The sequence below is a fragment of the Paenibacillus profundus genome, from assembly GCF_021369635.1.
Taxonomy (GTDB): domain Bacteria; phylum Bacillota; class Bacilli; order Paenibacillales; family Paenibacillaceae; genus Paenibacillus_B; species Paenibacillus_B profundus.
Genome location: NZ_JAJNBZ010000016.1, coordinates 110 through 21,054, shown reverse-complemented (window position 1 = coordinate 21,054; position 20,945 = coordinate 110). Strand labels below are relative to the sequence as shown.

Genomic DNA, 20,945 nt, shown 5'->3' with positions numbered 1-20,945 from the left:
TTCGAGCCTAACTATGGACAAGCAAGTTCGGCACCACGAAGAGAGTAATACATACTGCGCATTGTCATTTTGGTATCTAACGATTAAAATAATATATATGAAACCATTAAGTAATATATATAATACTTTCGTTCGAAAAAAGAGGTGAATTTATGGCTTCCGCACCCGGATTAAGCAGCGGACTCCGCATCATCGAGTTAGTATCCGAATCTGAAGCAGGTATCGGCTTCAACCAATTGAAGGCTGTCTTAGAATTGAATGCAGCCAGCCTTAACCGTTATTTGCAGGTGCTGCTGGAACAACAATATGTGGACAAGAACGAGAACCAGCAGTATGTGCTGGGCGCCAAGCTGTTAGGAATGATGAAGCATGCCGATTCCCTACATGATGTCAGCGACATGACCGGCCCTATTCTAGATTACATTTGCAGAGAGACTGGAAGCACTTCACTCTGGATCGACTTCCGGGACGGCCGGATGATGTGCCGGGATAAAGTCGTTCATCCCGAAGGCGTAGTCATGCAGCAGATAGGCGAAGTACGAACGGATTACATGCTGCACCCTTGGGGGTTTTTGCTGCTTGCCCTCGCAAGTGCCGAGAAAAGACGCTTTTACATCGATTACGCGAATCTGGCCGGCCTCGCCAACTGCTGTCCCGACAAGGCTTCTGTCCAACGATTCATTGAAGAGGCTTCGGAAAATGGCCTATCCGATGATAAAGGGCTTATTTTGCAGAACATACGCCGAATCGCCGTTCCGATCCGCGCCCATTCGCGTATCGTCGCCTCCATTGCGATAGGCATGCCGGGCGTATCCTTTGAAGAACAATTCATTGCACGCATCTACCGGATTTTACAAGAAGAGGCGGTACGTGTGGAACGGCTGCTGAGTGATTCCACAATATCACATTGAGGGAGCGAACGATTGATGACGAAGAGACAACCGAATGTGATTTACATTTTAGCTGATGATATGGGCTACGGTGATATCTCCTGTTTGAACGAACACTCCAAAATCAATACGCCCAACCTGGACCTTCTCGGAAAAGAAGGGATTATCTTCACCGATGCGCACTCCTCCTCTGCCGTGTGCACTCCCTCGAGGTACAGCATTTTGACGGGAAGATACAATTGGAGATCAGCACTGAAGGAAGGCGTCTTGGGCGGGTATTCGCGCAGCATTATCGAAGAAGGGCGGATGACGGTTGCTTCTCTTCTCAAGCAGGCTGGTTACTATACGGCTTGCTTCGGCAAATGGCATCTCGGCTTGGATTGGCACAAAAGCGGGGATGGTCCTGCGGAGGTCGATTTCTCCAAACCGATACAAAACGGCCCTGTCGATTGCGGTTTCGATGAATTCTACGGCATCAGCGCATCGCTTGATATGCCGCCATATGTCTATATCGAGAACAACAAGGTGACCCAGATGCCCGACCGGGTGACGCGTAACGACGATAAGAAAGGTTTTTGGCGCGAGGGCCCGACAGCTCCGGATTTCCGGCACGAAGAGGTGCTGCCGCGGTTGACGCAGAAGGTGCTAGATCGGATTGAACAATTCGGTGCCAGTTCCAGTTCCGATCCGTTCTTCATTTATTACCCGCTGCCTGCCCCGCATACGCCGATACTCCCGACTCCCGAATTCAAGGGGAAATCGGGAACGAACCTGTATGGAGACTTTGTTCTCATGTGCGATGATGTCGTCGGTCTCATTATGAGCAAGCTGGAAAGCAGCGGACTTGCGGACAACACCGTGCTGGTGTTCACCAGTGATAACGGCTGCTCGCCGAGCGCCGATTATGAGGAACTGGCGCAAGTCGGCCACAATCCCAGCTATGTCTTCAGAGGGCATAAGGCAGATATTTATGAGGGAGGGCACCGTATTCCACTATTGGTCAGATGGCCCGAACAGATTGCTGCAGGCACGATGATCGGGGAGCCGGTGTGCTTAGTGGATTTCATGGCGACGGCAGCTGATATCGCGGGCTTGCCTCTCCCTGATAATGCAGGCGAAGATAGTGTAAGCCAGCTTCCTCTATGGCTGGGCGAAGCCGGTGAACAGCCGCTGCGGGAGGCCATCGTGCATCACTCCATCGACGGCTCCTTCTCGATACGCAAGGGCGAGTGGAAGCTGGAGCTATGCCCCGGCTCAGGCGGATGGAGCGATCCGATGCCGGGGACGGAACCTGCGGGCGCGCCACCGTTCCAGCTGTATCGGTTGAGTGAGGACATCCGCGAGCGGCAGAACCTGGTTGAACAGCATCCCGAAGTCGTCCAGAATCTGAAGGAGCTTCTGACCCGATATATTAAGGAAGGCAGAAGCACACCGGGTACGCCGCAGCCACACGCAGGAGCTCAGCGATGGGAGCAACTGCATTGGATGCAGTAGAGTGACGGCTTAAGCATCTGCCCTTTCTGGAATCCGAAAGACGATGAAATACAAGTCATGCATCATACCTGTGATACTTCAAATCAATTGTAAAAGCTCGATAGTACGGGAAGCCGTGTTGACAACACGGCTTCCTTGCACAACCGCCTCGTAACGCCACTCGTTCGGATCATAGCTGATCCGGTGCACTCTTCTTCCGTGAAAGTAACTTTCCCCTCGTCTGAAAATTGTAGCTCAGCATAGAGTTTGAATCTCCCTTTTAGAAAGAGTAGCACCTATCAGCATCTTTTAACTCTTCCTTTCAGTTTTGCTGAATACATTCTTGTAAGAACTGTTGTATAGGGACAACCTTTCACATATATAGATACGTTATATACTGTCGGTACGCTATCGTTTCGATTTCGCCGTCGCTTGTTTCTTGACCCAGCTTATTAATGGCTTGTCCCGTTGCCATATAGGCAGAGCATAATAGATGTAGCTTATAGCCTCATTTTCGTCACCGAACCCGTAAAAGTCAGGCAATTCCTCTCCAAGCCGCTTGCGGCCGAGAATGTATGCAGGCACATAAGGATTGCTTGCCCGCGCTTCCTTCCACCGTTCGCGCAGCACTGGCTCGGGTTGCTTCGTATAATAAGCCAGCAAAAAACGGGGATAGCTTACATGCGCTCCTTCGTCATCCTCATGCTGATCGAGAAGGTCCGCCAACTCTTTGAATTTGTCAAGAAGAATAAGACAATTGACATACAAATATCGCACGCCCTGGTTGTCGTTAGGATTGAGCGCCAGCATGTCGGCGAAATGCGACTCGGCTTCCGCGAAGTCCCCGAGAAGATAGCTTGCCTCCGCATATCCGGATTTGCTCCGCATGAACGGTCTCGTTTCGTCCAAGCCCCAGAAATATCCTTTATATTTACGGAAGTACGCCGGTCCCAAATCATTTGTTCCCGCCTCAATGCCTTGTCGATAATAATCACGTGCTTCCTCGAGCGTCTTCGCTTTGGTCACAGCCAACTCGTTATAATAATCAGGAGTGGCTTGTTCTGTCACAGATGAAGTTCCGAGCATATCGTTCACGATCGCATCGAAGGAGCGTTCCCGTTCTGCGGCATCCTCGTCTAGTAATTCATCAAAGTCATCGTCGTCTTCGTCGTCATCTACCTGAAGTTGACCTACCAGCAATTCCATCGCATATTCGTCCAGCTGTTGAACGCGGGTTGCGAGCGAGCTGACGGACACCTCATACCGCTCAGCCACTTCCGCCTGTGTGACGTAGTCTTCATGCAGGTCGCGCACAACGTATTCCAACGCCGCCCAGAACACGCCCATCTTGCGGAAATTCGGCTCTTGGTCGTTTGAATAGTAATGCCAGAGCATGATGCCGAATGCCACATATTGTTCGGGCAGGCGTCCGCTCCAATGCTTGATTATGCCCTTGGCCAGTATCCGATAGAGCTCGCTCTCCCAAGGCAACCTCTCGATGAATACAAACAAATCCTGTTCTGGGTTGGAGTTGCGCTTCGTTGCCCCACCGCCCGATTGCAGATTGTCCGTTTCCGATTTCACAATCGGAACAACGTTGGACTGCTTGTCATTCTCTAAGCAGCAATGCTTGTATTTCTTCCCGCTTCCACAGTGGCAGCTATCGTTTCTGCCCAGTTTTTTCATACCATCCCTCCAATGTACAGTTTCGATATTATAAAAAAAAGACGCGTGTTCCTATATTCTAGGAAGAACGTGTCTCTACCACACGGGACTGCTTGCTTCACTAATCGGAGCCACGTCTCAACAAATTTTCTCAACTCGGCTTGTCGCAGCCGGCGGGTTTTCGTGTATTTGGAGGCAAGGGCCTTTTCTGATCGAGGACACGTTTCTTACCATCCTCCGATGTGAACATATTCAATCACTCCATCTGTTCCTGCTATATCCTCTATTATACCATGCTCAGAATAACGTAAACAGATAACACCGCTGCACACATCCATCACATAACCCCCTGCATTCTGAATATATTTGAATAACACGCAATTCTTTTCCCATAAGCCAATACACTGTTTCAACAGGTTGAGAAATACATCCATCAGGAGGTGTCTGCCATTGGATGCACGAACGTTTATCGTTTCCCGTGAGGATTGGTCCCTCCACCGCAAGGGGTACCAGGACCAAGCGCGCCATCAGCAGAAAGTCCGCGAAGCAATCAAACAAAATCTTCCTGACCTCGTGACGGAAGAAAATATTATTATGTCAGACGGCAAACAGATTATTAAAGTCCCCATCCGCAGCTTGGATGAGTTCCGGTTCGTGTATAACTTCAATAAGAAGAAGCACGTTGGGCAAGGCGATGGAGACAGCCAAGTGGGAGACGTGCTCGGCACAGACGGTTCCCAGGGGCAAGGCAAAGGTCAGCAAGCCGGTAATCAGCCAGGTGCAGACGTCATCGAAGCGGAAGTGAACATCGCCGAACTCGAGAATATGCTGTTCGACGAATTAGAACTGCCGCATCTGAAGCAGAAAGACAAGGACCAATTGGAAACAACGGAAATCCGGTTCAATGATATCCGTAAAAAAGGCATTATGTCTAACATCGACAAGAAGCGGACGATACTGGAAAATTTGCGCCGCAATGCATTGGCGGGACAGCCGGGCATTCACGGCATCAATCCAGATGATCTGCGATTCAAGACGTGGGAGGAAATCGTCAAGCCGCATTCCAATGCGGTCATTATCGCGATGATGGATACTTCGGGTTCGATGGGCTCGTTCGAAAAGTATTGCGCCCGCAGCTTTTTCTTCTGGATGACCCGCTTCCTGCGCCGTCAGTACGAAAAGGTCGAGCTCGTATTCATCGCGCATCACACCGAGGCGAAGGAGGTAACGGAAGAAGAATTCTTCACCCGCGGCGAGAGCGGCGGCACGATCTGTTCTTCCGCCTATATTAAGGCGCTTGAGATTATCGACAATCGCTATCCGACGTCCAGCTATAATATTTATCCATTCCATTTCTCCGATGGCGACAATTTAACGAGCGACAACGAACGCTGCGTCAAGCTCATTTCCCAGCTGCTCAAGCGCTCCAATATGTTCGGCTATGGCGAGGTTAATCAGTACAACCGCAGCAGCACGCTTATGTCCGCTTACCGCAACATCAATCTCCCCCATTTTATGTACTATGTCATCAAAGAGAAGACTGAGGTGTACAAAGCGCTCAAGCATTTTTTCAAAAAGCAGCCGGGAGGGGTGCGTCATGACGTCCGATGACAACCGCGATCTTGAATACGCTATTGCCGAAATTACGGAAATCGCAGAAGGATTCGGGCTGGACTTCTATCCAATGCGCTACGAAATTTGTCCCGCCGACATTATTTACACGTTCGGCGCATATGGCATGCCGACCCGCTTCAGCCATTGGAGCTTCGGCAAAACATTTCATCGCATGAAGATGCAATACGACTTCGGTCTCAGCAAAATATATGAGCTCGTCATTAATTCCAATCCTTGCTATGCGTTTCTGCTCGAGGGGAACTCGCTCATCCAGAATAAGCTCATCGTAGCGCACGTACTTGCGCACTGCGATTTCTTCAAGAACAATGCCCGCTTCTCCACTTCGAACCGAAATATGGTCGAGAGTATGTCCGCGACCGCCGAACGGGTCACGGAGTACGAAATGGAGTATGGCACTCACGCGGTCGAGAGCTTTATCGATGCAGTGCTAGGCATCCAAGAACATATCGATCCGCAAGTTGTGCGGCCACAGAAGCTGGATAAACAACGCTATATGGAGCTTAAAATGCGGGAGCAGCGGGAGCAAGAGGGACAGCCCACCAAAGCACAGGGAGACTACGACGATCTATGGGCGCTCGACGAGATGAAGATAGCCCTCAAATCGGGCATGGCTGCGCTGCAAGAGTTGCCTGACCGCCGCTTCCCGCCGGAACCGGAGAAAGATATCGTCTGGTTCATTCAGGAATTCTCCCCGGTGCTGGAAGATTGGCAGAGGGACATCATGTCGATGCTGCGGGATGAGATGCTCTACTTCTGGCCACAGCTGGAGACGAAAATCATGAACGAAGGCTGGGCTTCTTACTGGCACCAGCGCATCGTGCGCGAACTGGATTTGACGACCGATGAGACATTCGAGTACGCGAAGCTGAACAGCTCTGTCGTGCAGCCGTCCCGCCATAGTCTGAACCCTTACTATCTAGGCGTGAAGATGTTCGAGGACATTGAGAAAAGATGGGATCAGCCATCCCGCGAGGAACGGGAGCGCTACGGCCGCCAGCCGGGACAGGGACGCGCCAAAATGTTCGAAGTGCGCGAGCTCGACTCCGATCTTTCCTTTATTCGCAACTATTTGACGAAGGAGTTGACGGATGAGCTTGATCTGTACATCTTCGAGAAGAAAGGGCCCGAATGGAAAATTACCGATAAATGGTGGGAGAACATCCGCGATCAGCTGGTCTACTCGCGCGTCAACGGCGGATTTCCGTATCTAGTCGTGCAGGACGGGGATTATCAGCGCAACGGTGAGCTGTATTTGAATCATCAATACGAAGGCGTGGAGCTCGATCTGAAATATTTGGAGCGCACGCTGCCATACGTGTATACGCTGTGGGGCAAGCCGGTGCATCTGGAAACGAAAGTCGAAGAGAAGACGGTCATGTTCACCTATGACGGTAAAAAGGTATCGCGCAAATTTGTAGGGTAAGCGAAAGTCTACTGCACACGAAACAAATAAACCGCCGGTCGAACGATGGTGTCGACCGGCGGTTCTCCGATATTGGCAAAACTATTGAAGCGTTATGTGAACAGAGTTGCCTGGCCAGACTAGAACGCTATACGAACCTGGAGTCAAATCCGCTGTAGGTATCATAACATCCTGATCCGGCTCTTGTTCCGCAACGGTTACTTTCGTTCCGCGTTTGGCCACCACTTCATTCTCCACATCGAATAAGGTATTAAAGCGGACGGCGCTCGGCACGAGATAGACCGTTGTCCGCTGATTCACGCGTACCGCAATTTCGTCCCCAACGGCAAAGACCCGCTTGTCAGACACTAATTGAACATTCAAGCCTGCCTTGATGTCAGAGGTTGTAACCTCTCGATCGTACACATTGCCATACGTATCTTGGATGACGCTTGCATTAAGATGAAGCTTGTTGGCTTCACCCGAATAAGGCACTGCGAACACAACCTCCAGACTATTCGCATACAGGCGAATTTCATCTTCCGCATGCAAAGGCTGGAACGGTTCATGATTGACCGAAAAAGTAATGGCCGCTTTCAGCGCCTCCAAATCGGGCAAATGATTTTGAATTTCTTTATTGAAGTTGAATATAATGCTGCTGTTCGTTCTTCCCGATTGGCTAGTGCCGCTGTATTCCAACGCATCGTCCTTGCCTGCATACAATTTAATAAATTCTGGGTACGAGACCTGTCCTTCTGCACTGAGAGCGATGACCAAGAATGTAACCTTTGTTCTGCTCAATCCGGTCGTATCGATATAAACGCCTTGGTTGGCCTTGACTGCTTCTTTCTTTCCTATGCCGCCCCGGACCGCTTCTTCCAAGCCGATCTGGCTGCGTGTCGTGCCGCTCTCTACAATATATACCCAACCGTCCATATCGCTGACGGCATATACACTTTCGGTTACTGTCGCTTTTTTGGTTACGGACGACAGTACCGGAACATCACCTGTCGGCAATGGATGAATATCGATGCCGCCACCAGGCTGTTCCCCGCTGTTATTGCCACTGCCTGTCGATCCGCTGCCTGTCGATCCACTGTCCGAATTGCTGCTGTCATTCGACAAGGAGCCGCTGGCAGATGGCGTCGAAGCCGGTTGTTTGGCATCATTCGCCGCAACGTCTTTACCGCCGATTTTTAATTTCACTTCTTTCGCAACATCGCTGCCGACCTTCATGTTGCTCGCAGGCTTCTCCATCGAAATTCCTTCGGCATTGACCGTTGCGGTCTGAACCGTGCCTTGACCCGCTACGTTAATCGCCGCATTCATAATCAAAGTGATGATGGACGCTTCGCGGCCAAGATCAAGCTTCGTTCCAGCAGCCGCCGAATCAACGTTCAAATCTTTAATCGAGCCTTTAGGGATATCAACGACAATGCTTTTGGCAATGACATTGACCGTCTCGAACGAACCGACCAACTGTACATTGGAAGCCTGCGGCAGTGCCTCAGATAAGGTCACCTTATTGATTTCCGCACCGGATTGCGCTTCGATTTTCGCATTCGATTGCACCGTCACATCGGCGATTTGTGTGGAGCCGTTCACGACAATCCGCACTTTTCCATCCACTTTATCTACGACTACCGTCACCATGATGGAGTCTTCGAAGTGGATGCTGTTTTCGCCTCCGCCCTGCACGGTTGTCGTGCCATGAACTTTGACATTTTTCAGCGTGACGTCGCCTTCACCGACCCCGCGGCCAATGAGAAGGTCCCCTTGAATGTCCATGTTTTGCAGCGTAACGCCAGGAACGTTGATTACGACGTTTTGATTGATTTTCTCTACGTCGGTTTCCGGTCCATATACGCCCGCTTTGTCATAAGCGACATTTTTGGCTTGATAAGCTCTATCCAGAATGACAACCGCTTCGGCACGCGTTACTTGTGCTGTAGGTTTGAAGATATTCTCGTTATAGCCTTGCATAACTCCAGCCTCGGTCACTGCTCCGATTGCACCCTTGCTCCATTCAGGACTGTTCACCGTATCGGTAAACGCATTGCTGGAACCGGTAACCTCCAGATCAAGCATATGGGCAATCAACACTGCCGTCTCCTGACGGGTTATCGCCTGTTCCGGCTTGAACCTTCCATTCGTATAACCTGTTATGTATCCCGCTTTCTGTGCCTTTGCAACCTCTGTATAGAACCAATCGTCAGGCGTGACATCGGCCGCTGATACGGCTCCGGTCTCTTGGAATCCGAACAACTGATTGATAACCGTGATCAGTTCAGCCCGCTTCATTGTGCCGTTTGGCTGGAAAGATCCATTCTCATACCCCTGAACCATTCCTTCAGCAGCAAATTTCTCAATCGTTTTCTCCGCCCAATGACCGGAAATATCGGTCAAAAATGTCTTTTTCGATGCTGCTGTCGGAGCTGAGGCATCGCCAAACGCTACATTCGCATTTGAGACGCTTATGCTCACCACCATCAGCATCACCAATAATTTGCTCACCCATGTTTTCATTGTTGCTGCAACTCCTCGCTGATTTGCTTCATCTTTTCGTGATATGGGTCTTCTGTCACAATAGAAAAAGATACTACAAATTTGAGCCTATTACTAGGGCGAATCTTTCTTTTTACGGCAACAATTTACTAGGTAATACCAGTGCTATTTTCCTATTTCCATACAACAAAGGAGCCACTGTCGTGACTCCCGTTCATGCGAAGCTTATGTGCCTACGCCAACTCATCCACAGGCAGAACGCCGGAATGATACGCTTTCTGCTGCCGTTTTAATTTTACCTTCCATTCCTTCATTTCAAGCTCAGTCATTGCGTTATACGTATTAATTTTCAAATGCGAACCATCCGTCAGTTGAAAGTTGAATGTGGGGAAAATAGGCCGAAATAAAATGCCTACGCGTACGCCTTCTATCGTAATGTCACTTACATCTTCCCAACCGATTTTCCAATCTCGTTCATTCCATAACGAGGTCTCGTCATAGTAAAACAATGCGTTGTCCGGTTTGAGTAGCGCGATGAATGAGCATACCATATTGCTGCCAAAATAACTGTATCCAATCATGGCTGCGGCCAGAGCGCCGAAGCGAACGGAAGCCGGCATGGTCACGGTGAAGGCCGCGTAAGTCAAGACGACGATTCCTGCTGCACATAGCAAGGACGCAAAAAATCGGGCTGCTACAACTTGTCTTCGGTAATATACACGCTGCATAACGTCAATCACCCTTCGTCAGGTTTGTCAAGTGGTTACAACTTCGACATTTTTCGCCCAGCCCCTGCTTTCAAAATCGACAAAATCATACTAATTACGCAATTTCAACCGATCAGCATATTGAACCAGCTTCTCGTGTATGTACAGAAGCATCTGACGAAGTTCATCCTGCGGCGCTTGAATGGCGACGACGATAAGCTCGTCAAGCTTGCGCTGAAACAACCAATATGGATCTTCCTTCTCCCCCGTAATGCGACGGGCATGCAAAGAAGGCGAAAGAAGCGGAAGTTCCCTAATCCATTTGAGCTGCCTGTCCACCTGATGCTCTGCAGCACATAGAGGGGAATCACTCTCCGTCACGTCCATTTGAATCTGTTGAACCTCGATGACAGCCTGTCCCCCCTCTCGTTGCTCGTCGCCTTCCAACGTCAATTCGCATTGAGCAATCGTCTGCACACCGATAGTGTCCCAACTCCCACAGCTTTCACATTCGATAACGACCAGCTTCATATCGTCCGGCTCCGATGGACCCAGCACGATCATCCTGCGATCGTACTGTTCGGTATTCTCATATCCATATATCGCACACACCTCAATTCCGTCCATTGGAATAAACGATAAATTGAGTGCGCTTTTACTTAAGGCATCCGCACTATCTCCATCTACATCCAAGTTCATCAAATCCACATGCAACACTACAATGATAAAAAAGCGATAAGCTCTTCCCATCGGCACGTGTGCCCCGCTGCGCACAATGTGCATATAACGGTTGACTGACAAGACGCATTCCCTCTTTTCTGCTTTGATAATACTTAACTATGATAATACTTCAAATTTTAAATAAAAGTTGAACCATTGTTCATATTTTTCTATTATGGATCAATCCCCCTCTATCGTCATCCTTTTATCCGAAATAAAAAACCGAGAGCTGCCGCTCCCGGTCGTAACAACTATAATTTCTGTCTAACTTGCCTTTGATTGTTTTATGCGCACTCGCTGCACAAGAGACAACTGCGGCAAACAAATTCCCGCAAATATGATGATAATACCGAACCATTGCAGCCAAGTCACCTGTTCGTTGAGAACGGCAACGGACATGACCACTGCGGCAGGAAGCTCAGCGGCGCCCAAAATCGTACCGATGCCAGATCCAACCTTCGGCACTCCGATGCCGAAGAAGACGACCGGAATAATAATGCCGAGCAGCCCCATCGTAATCCCGTATTTCCACAATCCCGCACCAAGCGTTCCATCCACGATAAAGGTGGGGGGAAACATCATGAAGACGACCACCATGGCTCCGGTTGTCATTGTCAAGCTTTTGTTCAACACCGGAACTTCCGTTGCTACCCGGCCGCTGACAAAAATATAAAGGGCAAACGAGATCGCCGAAATCATGCCGAACACCGCCCCCTTCCAGGTCATGCCGGACAAGCCGTGATCGGCCAGGCCGCCTGCAAAGACAGTGCCGATGAGAAGGAGCAAGACGGACAGAAGCTTCGTCCGTTCCGGAAACGTGCGGGTTACCAGCGCTTCGAGCAATACGCCGATCCACGTAAATTGGAATAAGAAGACGACCGCGATGGAAGCCGGCAATTCTCCAACCGTGATGCCGTACGTAATCGACGTACAGCTAAGAGTTAATCCACAGGCGAGCAACACCAAAATATGCCGAATGCTTACCTTATGGCGGGAGAATAACACAGTCGCGATGCCGAGCAGCGACCATCCGAAGAAATATTGCCCGCCAATTATTTGCGGTACCGTGAAGCCTTCCTCGAGCGCGAGCTTCATAATCGTAGATAACGTTCCATAGCTGCACGCTCCGATGAATACGAGCAGTGCATAGCGAAAAAGGTTCATGATGGATAACTCTCCCTTCCTGTTTCTCTAGCTGAGCATGCTTGTAAACACGCCAAAAACCCCCTGTCTACGAGACAGGGGGCGAACGAAACCAAAGGCTGCCGCACTGGGCGCCTTTGCAAAATTCCGCCGCTCAATCCACTCTGAACGCGAATTGAGTTTGGTAAGAGTCCGAACGGTTCTGCAACGTTTATTGTATAAAGGGCCGCGGTCAATGTCAATGTATTTTACTGACTGTAGAACAAGGCTGAAGGAATAGAGACTCAATCGGATCGAATCTTTCCGTCTCTTATACAAAATGTTTCTTCGCAAGCATCAGCCACTTGCCGATCGTGCGTCACGATAATAATGGTTTTCCCTTCTCGATGAAGCTGCTTAAATATAGACAATATCGTTTGCTCCGTCTGTTCATCCAGTGAGCCTGTCGGCTCATCGGCCAGTATGACCTCCGGATTGTGAATCAACGCTCTGGCTATCGCCACTCGTTGCAATTCCCCTCCAGACAACATGTCGACCGTCTTATGAAGAGTTCCGCTTAACTCCATGGCTTCAAGCGCTTTTTCGACTCTGTTCTGTATCTCTATCTCATTGTACTTACCATATCGCAAAGGTAACGCTACATTATCGAAAACATTTTTGCTATCGCACATCGCGCAGTTTTGCAATACAAATCCGATATGCTTTCTTCTGAAGTCAGCTAATTCATTTAGTGATTTATCACTTAAATTTTGATCCTTAAAAGTATATCGCCCATTCCCTTTTTCCAATCCAGAAATGATATTTAATAGCGTAGATTTACCCGATCCGCTTCTTCCCATAATGGCAACCATGGATCCTTGTTTAATTTCTAAATCAATCCCTTTTAACACTTTTACTTCTTCTGTTCCGACTCGATACGATTTGTGCAGATCAACCATTTTTATCATTGTCTTATCCCGCCCTTTTAAGAAACATGCTTATCTCAAGCCTTCTAATCTTGTTATAGACTGGTATTATCGTTAATAATATAATGGTTGCCATACATCCTGTCATGAGAATGAGATACCATACAAAACTAACATCAACTAAAAATTTGTAAAACAAGATCGCGACAACGCCCGGCAGACAGACCATAACGATGATCTCGGCTAAAAAGTAAGTGAAAATATGATTTAAATTCGCTCCAGAAATGAAATGAACCGAGAAATTTTTGAAGTTTTTATCCACTTTGTCTAACATGAGGATGAATATACTTATCACGCAAACGATGAAGACCGATATCGCGATTAGGGTTAACAAGCCTATATGTTCATTAATCGAAGCGAACACAAAATTATACGACGGATTATTGGCTCCGAGCAGCTGCGTGTCAAAAAAACCAGACTCTTTTTTAATGGCTTCAAATTTGTTCCTTACGACATACCCATTGTTCGAGCTATGTATTTCGCCATTAATCAATTGCAAATAATGTTTTTGTTGGAATTTGAACGATGCATCATCCACGGGAGAATATATAAAATGTTGCGCAGGCATAATGATATATCTATCTAAATAAAGCTCAGAACGTCTGGCGGTCGTAACCAATGAATTCTCTTTAACAAATCCTTTTATATGAAAATTGATGTCCTCAAAAAGGTATTTACCCTTTATCACATCACCAACCTGATATATATTTTTATATTCATAACCTAGCAGCACAGGAATGTTCTTGCTATTAACATTTTTAAAGTCTTCGATATCGAATGGTTGGCCATCCATAACTGTGATCTGAAAATGATCGATAGCTTGTTTGTTCATTTGTATAGCCTTTATGGAATAATAAGGTCCTATATTATCAATCATTGAAGGCTTTATCCTCTTACCTTCTTCATAATAAGACCTAAAAATTTCTTTGTTCGCATCATCATAGTTTAATAATTTAGCGGGTTGAGTAAATGCATAAATGTATTTTTCATCCAGGTTTTCTTCTAAATTAATATATAATCTTTTTAATATGGTTAAAAAGCTCGGTTGACTCATGAGCTTTCTCAATTCACCGTCATTGTACAGCGTGTCGGACAATTGATACCTGTTCAGCGAGCTCAGCGTTTGGGCTTGATCTGTCTTTCGATCCAGAGAAGCGTAGTTAAGAAACAGGATGGTAACCAGAAAAAATAACATGATGATTTGAAAAAAGATAAAGTAAGAAGCCGTCCTGCTTCTCCGTATACTTTCGCTTACTTCCGTAAAAATCATGTTCATTTAGTGACCATTCCTTTCTATGGCCAATTGCCCATACATCTGTTTTCCAGCTAAAAGTATAGATAAGAATGACGTTATGAACATAACCACGCCGCCCATTATCAGATAGGTTGCAAATGACTTAATCACTTCAGATAATGAGTAACGATTCATCATGATCAAGAAACCAATCCCGCCGATAATCCCATAACACAATGCGGTCATAGCCAAAAATCGCAACGTATACCGTCTAAAAGGGTGTCTGTGCCGAATGCCGGCAATCCAAAGCACGTGAAGTTCCTGCTGCTTTCTTTTCATCCAATGAAAAGAAAATAAAATACTTGAACCTATTAAGAGCACAGTTATGGCAAGGATAATCATGTTGCTATACATGTCTGTCCCCAAAAATCTTTGCGATCCGCTGTCACCCCGTTTGAACATACGCACTTTCATTTCCGCATCCCCAATGGATAGCAAACCATTATTTATCAATGAATTTCCAGCTTGTGCGTTGATTGCATATATCGAGGAATCGTTATGATGTTGCTGATCTGCCGCATCTAAATTCAGCAATATCATATGATCTATCAAGGACGGATACGAGGCCCCCATCTTTCCGATAATTTCGAATTGTTCTCCTTGGTAGGTTAAATATGGCTTGCCTTGCTTGTCCACTATGTTAGCGCGTTCAATCTCTGTACCAACCACGGCAACACTCTTGCCGGCATAGAAATCATGCTTGTTGAAATACCTCCCTGACCGGATAGGTGGTTGATAAGTATCATGATTGTAATATACAGCTCTAATCGTCTCTTTACCCGTTTGCAGTTCTTTGAAAATCGTATACGATTGGGCTGCCGAAAGGTTATTCCAAGGAATGTCCGTTAACTCCGTATCCTCTATTACAAAAAATAGATTGTCCTCAGCATACAATCCTCTTGACAATATATTTAACTCTTCTTGCTTGGCGATATAATAACTTGCCGTAACGATAATAATGCTCAGTAAGGAATACAGTATAACGAGATACAACGTGCCTTCTCCATGATAGGTTGATAATTTCATTTTCATCGATTACCTCGTATAAAAGGATGAGACCTCAAGCTGAACTTGGGATCTCACCCTTGTTATTAGTTAATTGTTATTCCTCATTACCCCAATAGGTGTATGCGATCCAACTTGTATTTCCCCAGTCTGTCGCAGCGTAAGTGTAGTCATCATCCCATTCTCTTCCTGAGTCTTCCCTATCCCAAATCCATACTAACTTTGCTCTAGAGTAATGATAGACGCCCTTCCACCAAGTTTCTGCCACAGCGCGTTTAACCTGACCATATTCACGATCGTCGAATTCTGCGTCGCCTTTATGTTTTTCTGGATATGTCTTTTCATTTAGAGTAGAAAAACCAACATTGGGAGTATTAAAATATCCTTTGCCTTCAATATTTGCATTTGTGTAATATATAGGAAATTACATATATTACATACATTATATTTGTACCATAGTTTCCATGAAATGTATATATAAGAAAATGAATATTGTCTCATTTTGTTTGTTTAGCACGAGTTTTGAGATAAGAATTTGTACTTTTCTTGTATTAAAACGACGAGTTCACGAGAAAAGATCTCCTTGTTTCCGCTAATGCATCCAAGGCATCCAAGTAGTTCCTACCAACCTTTCTCGCAACTTATGTTAAAATAAAAGAAATAAAGAATGAATAGAATAGGAGCAGCTGCATGTTAGCGATTATCTATGATTTGGAAATGACCGTGAAGCGTAAAAAAGGGGAATTCGCGGAAATCATCGAAATCGGAGCGGTTAAAGTGGCGGAAGAGGAAGGCAGCACGGTCATCGTGGATACCTTTCAATCTTTCGTCAAACCCGTGCTCTCCCCTAAGTTGACGACAGATACGGTGAAGTTCACAGGCATTACGCAGGACGACGTCAATCAAGCTGACCATCTGCAGGACGCGCTGGACCAGTTCGTAGCGTGGATCGATACAGACGATTACGCGCTATGTTCGTGGGGTCCGGACGATAAGACCCAATTTCTGAAAGAATGCCGCCAGAAGCGCATTCCGATGCACTGGCTGCGCAATCATAACAACTTGCAGAAGCAGGTCTCTCTTGCCATGAAGCGAGAGAACAATCAGCAGGTCGGCCTCAAAGCCGCGCTTGAAGCGCTTGAGGTGCCTTTTGTCGGCAAACACCACCGCGCATTGGACGATGCCTACAATACGGCACTCATCTATATCCGCATGAAGGAGCACATCCAACTGAAGCGTAACGAGGTGAAGGAGCATCCGAACTATGAAAGTGAAGTCGTCTATCGCGATGCACAGGAAGATGAACCGATCAATCCGTTCGCCGCGCTCGCCAGTTGGAATAAGAATACCGACAAATAAGCACGGTTTTCCCTATTTACGGGGCAAGCCGTGCTTTTCTCTATCCCAAAATGAAAAAGGGGGAAGGCACAAGCATTGCACGCTGCAAATGCCTTGCCGTTCCCCTCACGCTATAATCAAGCAAAACTATGTTATTACGTAACTGCGAATTCGTCCGGATCCGGACCGACACGCTTGTCCTCGTTCATCGCGTTAATGCCCGCCAATTCGTCCTCACTCAATTCGAAGTCGAACACGTCAAAATTCTCTTTAATGCGGGATGCCGTAATCGATTTCGGAATGACGATATTTCCTTTTTGCAAATGCCAACGAATAATGACTTGAGCCGGAGTCTTGCCATGATTTGCCGCGATCGAAGCAACCGTCTCATGAGTCAAAATGTCTCCGCCCTGCATTAACGGGCTCCAAGCTTCCAAATAAATGTCGTTCTGCTGGCAGAACTCACGCAGCTTGTTCTGCGCAAGGCGCGGGTGACATTCGACCTGATTGACGGTCGGCTTCACGGTGCACTCCTGTAAGATTCGCTCCAAGTGATGGATATGGAAGTTCGATACGCCAATGGCGCGAACTCGTCCGTCTTGAACCAATTTTTCGAGCGCCTTATACGTATCCACATACAAGTCCTGCGAAGGAAGCGGCCAATGAATCAAATACAAATCAATGTAGTCCGTCCCTAATTTATGTAAGCTTTCATCAAAAGCTTTCAATGTGGCGTCATAGCCTTGATCGGAATTCCAAACTTTCGTCGTCAAAAAAATGTCCTCGCGCTTTACGCCCGATTCACGGATGGCTTCACCTACGCCCGCTTCGTTCTTATAAATTGCCGCCGTATCAATAAGACGATAACCGGTGTCCAGTGCCGTCTTCACCGCATCTTTGACTTGCTGTCCTTCTTCGACCCGCCATACACCGAGTCCGAGCTGCGGCATGCTTACGCCATTATTCAAAGTTATGAGCATTGTGAACCCCTCCTTCATATCATAAAAAACTTCCTTACACTGACCGCCGCGGACCCCCGCGCCGCTCTATTTCAGTATAGTATTAAACAGCAGTATGACGCAAATTCCATTCACATCGCGGCAATGTCAGCACACATTCCGTTGCCATTCTCTGCATGACATCATCCGCAATGCGCTCCGCAGCATACGGCCGAGCTATGTGCTCCATTCGTGCTTGCATGGCTGACAAGCGTTCCGGACGAGCATAGGCTTCCATAAGCTGTTCGGCTAACTCCAGCTCATGCCGGGCAACTATAGCAGCGCCCTGCTTCGCGAAGTAACACGCATTCTCCCGCTCTTGGCCTGGTTGGGGACGGACAAGGAAGAGCGGCACGCGCATTGCGTCCGCAAATGACGGCGCATTGATGCTCGGGAATGGCAGTCAACCGCTCGATAAGCTGTTCGGATATGGCTTGTGTCCCATATCCACCTGATCAGCTTGCCCTCCGAATGCAGCATTCCTTCGCCTCCCCCGATCCGAATTCCCCCTGTTACCCGTATTATAATCGCCCTTCTTTAACGCAGCTTTAAACAGTTTTAAAGATTTTTATAAGAAAGAAGAGAAGCCGCTTTCCTCCGGCGAGGCTGCGGCTTGCTAGCTGACGTCTATGGAATGATGCTAATCCTCCGTCCGAGGGGTTGGGGTAAACGGATATTGATAGTTCAGAGGCTCGTCAAATGTCGCGTAATCGAAGTTCACCATCAACAGCATAATGCGCTGCCCAGTCATTGGGTCGCTTATAATGATGTGGTCGCGACCGGCGGCTTCCAGTACGCCGCGGAACACTTTCGCATTCCATTCCGAGTTGTTCTCGTACGTCATGTAGAACGTTCCGACTTTGCCCAGATTCAGGCGCAAAATATTTTCGATATAAGACTGCTCGCCAAGGGCGCCAGGGAGGACCATCCCTGAAGGAGTCATCACATTGCCGCTCGCTACTGGAGGCGGAGTGGATACAGGCTGCATCGTCTGAGGAATTGCTTGCATCGTCTGTGGAATTGCCTGCATCGTTTGAGGAATTGCCTGCATCGTTTGAGGAATTGCCTGCATCGTCTGAGGAGCTTGCTGCATCGTATACGGCATCATTTTCATATTGACATTGGATGCTCCATAGCAAGCGCCACCTCTCGACTGCGTGCTCATCGGCGCCGCCGAATATACCGGCTGGTTAGGATAACAATACGTCATATAAGACATTTTACGCTCTCTCCTTTACAGTCTCTTGTCGGACTGATTATTTGAGTGTGAACCACTTTGTTGTTACCTGTACACGTCTGGGCATGCATCCCCTGACGGCGAAAAGAAACAATGAGCTTTGAAGCGGCCGGAGTTTTCTTGATTGTACCATGTGCTCGGGCACTCGCCTGCCGGACGAAAAAACCACAATGCATAGGTTGCCGGCCACGTGCGCTCACCATTGATGACCCGCCTGGCCAGCCGAACGTCCCTGTCGCGCGCCCTTTGATAAAAATAACTTTTTTGAACTGCTTCAAATCCGCCCGGACTTTGGAACACCATATCATTCATCGAGCGGATATCCGTAAAGTCCAGGCAATTCACCAACACCCGGTTTACGCCCACGTTGCCGACCATGAGCATGCCAAGCTCGCCTTCACCTTCGGCTTCGGCCCGCATCAAACGCGCGAGCAGACTCACGTCTCCGGAATTCGTCTTAATGACCGCCATGCCGTTCGCTTCCCTCCCTTCACACGATACCATCATATGTGCGATAGCCTATTTGGTGACGGCAGCACAAAAAAATACCGGCCCATGCGGACCGGTATTTCTGAATGAATCTATACTATGCTCCGTCTTATACCGACGCAAACATGCGTTTAACACTAGCTTCTGCGCGTTCCTTCGCTTCCTCAAGCAATGCTTCCGCACGATCCGGAACTGCGTTCATCCCTTCAACTACAACGTTCTCGTATTCGGTAATGCCTACAAATGCCATCACGGCGCTCAGATAAGAATCTGTAAAACGCATAGCCTGTGCAGGACCTTCCGAGTAGAAACCGCCGCGTGCTTCGATGTGAACGACTTTTTTGCCATTCAGCAAGCCTTGAGGGCCTTCTGCTGTATATTTGAACGAACGACCCGCGATAATTACGTTGTCGATGTATGCTTTAAGAAGCGGCGGGTAGCTCAAGTTCCACATTGGCGTAATGAATACGACAACGTCTGCCGCGATGAATTGTTCCAAGATTTCGTTCATGCGGCCCATTGTTTGAAGCTGCTGCTCGGACAATGTCTCGCCTGCTGCCGCTTTGCCCCATCCGTCCAATACGCTGCCATCGATAAGAGGAATGTTCTCTTCATACAGATTGACGCGTTCAATTTGAACATCGGTTGCCGCTTTCAGCGATGTAAGATAGTGCTCGCCTAGACGCAAGCCGAAGGACATTTCATTTGGTTTTGGATTGGAGTTGACGACAAGAACTTTTTTCATTATGATTCCACCTCGTAAATAAATTTGATTTTTGATGAAGAAAACATGGCAAGATAGTTGACGTTGACTCAGACCACTTGCTTATTTAATAACACATGCTTACTTTATGTAAGTATAATAACATATTCCCACTTACTTTTGTCAAGTACATAAATATAAATTATTTTCAAAATAAGAAAATACCTAGTAAACAGCGCGACGGCCTACCAAGACGACATGAGGCATCTATCGCAAAACAGTTTGTCTGCTTTTGTGTCTCTAGCTTCGATCTCCCCTTTCATCAGGTGAAAGTTGTTGCTTAATGAAGCTGCGAAAATGGAGTTACTGAAGCGTGGGGAGAGTGACCCAAGGCACTTTGACGCCAATGTAAAAAGCGGCCCGTACGATACGAACCGCTCACATCCATTACGAAGTATACGTTTGTCCCGTGATGCTTTGCACTTGACCCGCTGGCTGGAAGCTATTTGGCACTACATTTTGCTCAGGACCATGCGTTTGCGACGTAATGCTTTGCACTTGGCCCGTTGGCTGGAAGCTGTTTGGCACTACATTTTGCTCAGGACCATGCGTTTGCGACGTAATGCTTTGCATTTGGCCCGTTGGCTGGAAGCTATTTGGCACTACATTTTGCTCAGGACCGTGCGTTTGCGCCGTGATGCTTTGCATCTGGCCTGTCGGTTGGAAGCTGTTTGGCACTACATTTTGCTCAGGACCATGCGTTTGCGACGTAATGC

General features: G+C 47.7%; 19 protein-coding genes. 5 read left to right on the top strand and 14 right to left on the bottom strand.

From position 1 onward, the window contains the following. Positions 1 to 152: 152 nt before the first annotated feature. Together LQV63_RS18095 and LQV63_RS18090 are read left to right on the top strand one after the other, a co-directional pair. Positions 153 to 911 (top strand): IclR family transcriptional regulator, encoded by a 759-nt coding sequence (locus LQV63_RS18095; protein ID WP_233697784.1) that lies wholly within the window; start codon positions 153 to 155, stop codon positions 909 to 911. A gap of 15 nt (positions 912 to 926) precedes the next feature. After that, positions 927 to 2,384 carry a sulfatase family protein gene (locus LQV63_RS18090; RefSeq protein ID WP_233697783.1) on the top strand — a complete coding sequence of 486 codons (1,458 nt, stop codon included), beginning with the start codon at positions 927 to 929 and terminating at the stop codon, positions 2,382 to 2,384. A gap of 387 nt (positions 2,385 to 2,771) precedes the next feature. On the opposite strand, the gene LQV63_RS18085 is transcribed toward LQV63_RS18090, so the two are convergent. Continuing rightward, positions 2,772 to 4,049: an SEC-C metal-binding domain-containing protein gene (locus tag LQV63_RS18085; protein ID WP_233697782.1), complete on the bottom strand. Its 1,278-nt coding sequence runs from the start codon at positions 4,047 to 4,049 to the stop codon at positions 2,772 to 2,774. Positions 4,050 to 4,478: 429 nt separating this feature from the next. Between LQV63_RS18085 and yhbH the strand changes: the two genes are divergently transcribed. Both yhbH and LQV63_RS18075 read left to right on the top strand, forming a co-directional pair. Continuing rightward, positions 4,479 to 5,639, top strand: coding sequence for a sporulation protein YhbH (yhbH, locus tag LQV63_RS18080; protein ID WP_019422718.1), 1,161 nt, complete (start codon positions 4,479 to 4,481; stop codon positions 5,637 to 5,639). Then, positions 5,626 to 7,086 (top strand): SpoVR family protein, encoded by a 1,461-nt coding sequence (locus LQV63_RS18075; protein ID WP_233697781.1) that lies wholly within the window; start codon positions 5,626 to 5,628, stop codon positions 7,084 to 7,086. Before yhbH ends, LQV63_RS18075 begins: the two co-directional genes overlap by 14 nt. 81 nt (positions 7,087 to 7,167) lie before the next feature. Here the strand turns inward: LQV63_RS18075 and LQV63_RS18070 are convergent, their stop codons facing one another. The 7 genes from LQV63_RS18070 to LQV63_RS18040 form a co-directional block, all read right to left on the bottom strand. Next, a complete protein-coding gene (locus LQV63_RS18070; RefSeq protein WP_233697780.1) occupies positions 7,168 to 9,591 on the bottom strand; it encodes an S-layer homology domain-containing protein in 2,424 nt (807 codons plus the stop codon). Positions 9,592 to 9,803: 212 nt separating this feature from the next. Then, positions 9,804 to 10,298, bottom strand: coding sequence for a hypothetical protein (locus tag LQV63_RS18065; protein WP_233697779.1), 495 nt, complete (start codon positions 10,296 to 10,298; stop codon positions 9,804 to 9,806). Positions 10,299 to 10,388: 90 nt separating this feature from the next. Continuing rightward, the gene (locus LQV63_RS18060) at positions 10,389 to 11,078 is read right to left on the bottom strand and encodes a hypothetical protein (RefSeq protein WP_233697778.1); all 690 of its coding nucleotides are present in this window, start codon (positions 11,076 to 11,078) and stop codon (positions 10,389 to 10,391) included. A gap of 183 nt (positions 11,079 to 11,261) precedes the next feature. Next, positions 11,262 to 12,161: an EamA family transporter gene (locus tag LQV63_RS18055; RefSeq protein WP_233697777.1), complete on the bottom strand. Its 900-nt coding sequence runs from the start codon at positions 12,159 to 12,161 to the stop codon at positions 11,262 to 11,264. A 263-nt stretch (positions 12,162 to 12,424) separates the two neighbouring features. Continuing rightward, complete coding sequence (locus LQV63_RS18050; RefSeq protein ID WP_233697776.1) at positions 12,425 to 13,087, bottom strand: ABC transporter ATP-binding protein; 663 nt, start codon at positions 13,085 to 13,087, stop codon at positions 12,425 to 12,427. A gap of 4 nt (positions 13,088 to 13,091) precedes the next feature. Continuing rightward, complete coding sequence (locus LQV63_RS18045; protein WP_233697775.1) at positions 13,092 to 14,381, bottom strand: ABC transporter; 1,290 nt, start codon at positions 14,379 to 14,381, stop codon at positions 13,092 to 13,094. Then, positions 14,382 to 15,431 (bottom strand): ABC transporter permease, encoded by a 1,050-nt coding sequence (locus LQV63_RS18040; protein ID WP_233697774.1) that lies wholly within the window; start codon positions 15,429 to 15,431, stop codon positions 14,382 to 14,384. Positions 15,432 to 16,094: 663 nt separating this feature from the next. On the opposite strand from LQV63_RS18040, the gene LQV63_RS18035 reads away from it, so the two are divergent. Further along, complete coding sequence (locus LQV63_RS18035) at positions 16,095 to 16,763, top strand: 3'-5' exonuclease (protein WP_019422708.1); 669 nt, start codon at positions 16,095 to 16,097, stop codon at positions 16,761 to 16,763. Positions 16,764 to 16,897: 134 nt separating this feature from the next. On the opposite strand, the gene LQV63_RS18030 is transcribed toward LQV63_RS18035, so the two are convergent. From LQV63_RS18030 to LQV63_RS18005, 6 genes are all read right to left on the bottom strand, one after another. Beyond that, complete coding sequence (locus LQV63_RS18030) at positions 16,898 to 17,722, bottom strand: aldo/keto reductase (RefSeq protein ID WP_233697773.1); 825 nt, start codon at positions 17,720 to 17,722, stop codon at positions 16,898 to 16,900. An 82-nt stretch (positions 17,723 to 17,804) separates the two neighbouring features. Further along, positions 17,805 to 18,095, bottom strand: a complete 291-nt coding sequence (locus LQV63_RS18025; protein ID WP_233697772.1) for a hypothetical protein — start codon at positions 18,093 to 18,095, stop codon at positions 17,805 to 17,807. A gap of 285 nt (positions 18,096 to 18,380) precedes the next feature. Then, positions 18,381 to 18,770, bottom strand: a complete 390-nt coding sequence (gerQ, locus tag LQV63_RS18020; protein WP_233697849.1) for a spore coat protein GerQ — start codon at positions 18,768 to 18,770, stop codon at positions 18,381 to 18,383. Between the two features lie 252 nt (positions 18,771 to 19,022). Continuing rightward, the gene (locus tag LQV63_RS18015) at positions 19,023 to 19,448 is read right to left on the bottom strand and encodes a cell wall hydrolase (RefSeq protein ID WP_019422702.1); all 426 of its coding nucleotides are present in this window, start codon (positions 19,446 to 19,448) and stop codon (positions 19,023 to 19,025) included. Positions 19,449 to 19,575: 127 nt separating this feature from the next. Further along, a complete protein-coding gene (locus tag LQV63_RS18010) occupies positions 19,576 to 20,211 on the bottom strand; it encodes an FMN-dependent NADH-azoreductase (protein WP_233697771.1) in 636 nt (211 codons plus the stop codon). Between the two features lie 405 nt (positions 20,212 to 20,616). Beyond that, the coding region (locus LQV63_RS18005; protein WP_233697770.1) for a hypothetical protein at positions 20,617 to 20,945 on the bottom strand (329 nt) is incomplete at its 5' end.

Excerpts from the sequence above, each read along its gene's own strand:
- LQV63_RS18065 (WP_233697779.1), bottom strand. The coding sequence starts at position 10,298 with ATGCAGCGTGTATATTACCGAAGACAAGTTGTAGCAGCCCGATTTTTT.
- LQV63_RS18040 (WP_233697774.1), bottom strand. The coding sequence starts at position 15,431 with ATGAAAATGAAATTATCAACCTATCATGGAGAAGGCACGTTGTATCTC.
- LQV63_RS18030 (WP_233697773.1), bottom strand. The coding sequence starts at position 17,722 with ATGCTCATAACTTTGAATAATGGCGTAAGCATGCCGCAGCTCGGACTC.
- LQV63_RS18070 (WP_233697780.1), bottom strand. The coding sequence starts at position 9,591 with ATGAAAACATGGGTGAGCAAATTATTGGTGATGCTGATGGTGGTGAGC.
- gerQ (WP_233697849.1), bottom strand. The coding sequence starts at position 18,770 with ATGCAGGCAATTCCACAGACGATGCAAGCAATTCCTCAGACGATGCAG.
- LQV63_RS18090 (WP_233697783.1), top strand. The coding sequence starts at position 927 with ATGACGAAGAGACAACCGAATGTGATTTACATTTTAGCTGATGATATG.
- LQV63_RS18035 (WP_019422708.1), top strand. The coding sequence starts at position 16,095 with ATGTTAGCGATTATCTATGATTTGGAAATGACCGTGAAGCGTAAAAAA.
- LQV63_RS18055 (WP_233697777.1), bottom strand. The coding sequence starts at position 12,161 with ATGAACCTTTTTCGCTATGCACTGCTCGTATTCATCGGAGCGTGCAGC.
- LQV63_RS18085 (WP_233697782.1), bottom strand. The coding sequence starts at position 4,049 with ATGAAAAAACTGGGCAGAAACGATAGCTGCCACTGTGGAAGCGGGAAG.
- LQV63_RS18015 (WP_019422702.1), bottom strand. The coding sequence starts at position 19,448 with ATGGCGGTCATTAAGACGAATTCCGGAGACGTGAGTCTGCTCGCGCGT.
- LQV63_RS18045 (WP_233697775.1), bottom strand. The coding sequence starts at position 14,381 with ATGAACATGATTTTTACGGAAGTAAGCGAAAGTATACGGAGAAGCAGG.
- LQV63_RS18010 (WP_233697771.1), bottom strand. The coding sequence starts at position 20,211 with ATGAAAAAAGTTCTTGTCGTCAACTCCAATCCAAAACCAAATGAAATG.
- LQV63_RS18075 (WP_233697781.1), top strand. The coding sequence starts at position 5,626 with ATGACGTCCGATGACAACCGCGATCTTGAATACGCTATTGCCGAAATT.
- LQV63_RS18095 (WP_233697784.1), top strand. The coding sequence starts at position 153 with ATGGCTTCCGCACCCGGATTAAGCAGCGGACTCCGCATCATCGAGTTA.
- LQV63_RS18050 (WP_233697776.1), bottom strand. The coding sequence starts at position 13,087 with ATGATAAAAATGGTTGATCTGCACAAATCGTATCGAGTCGGAACAGAA.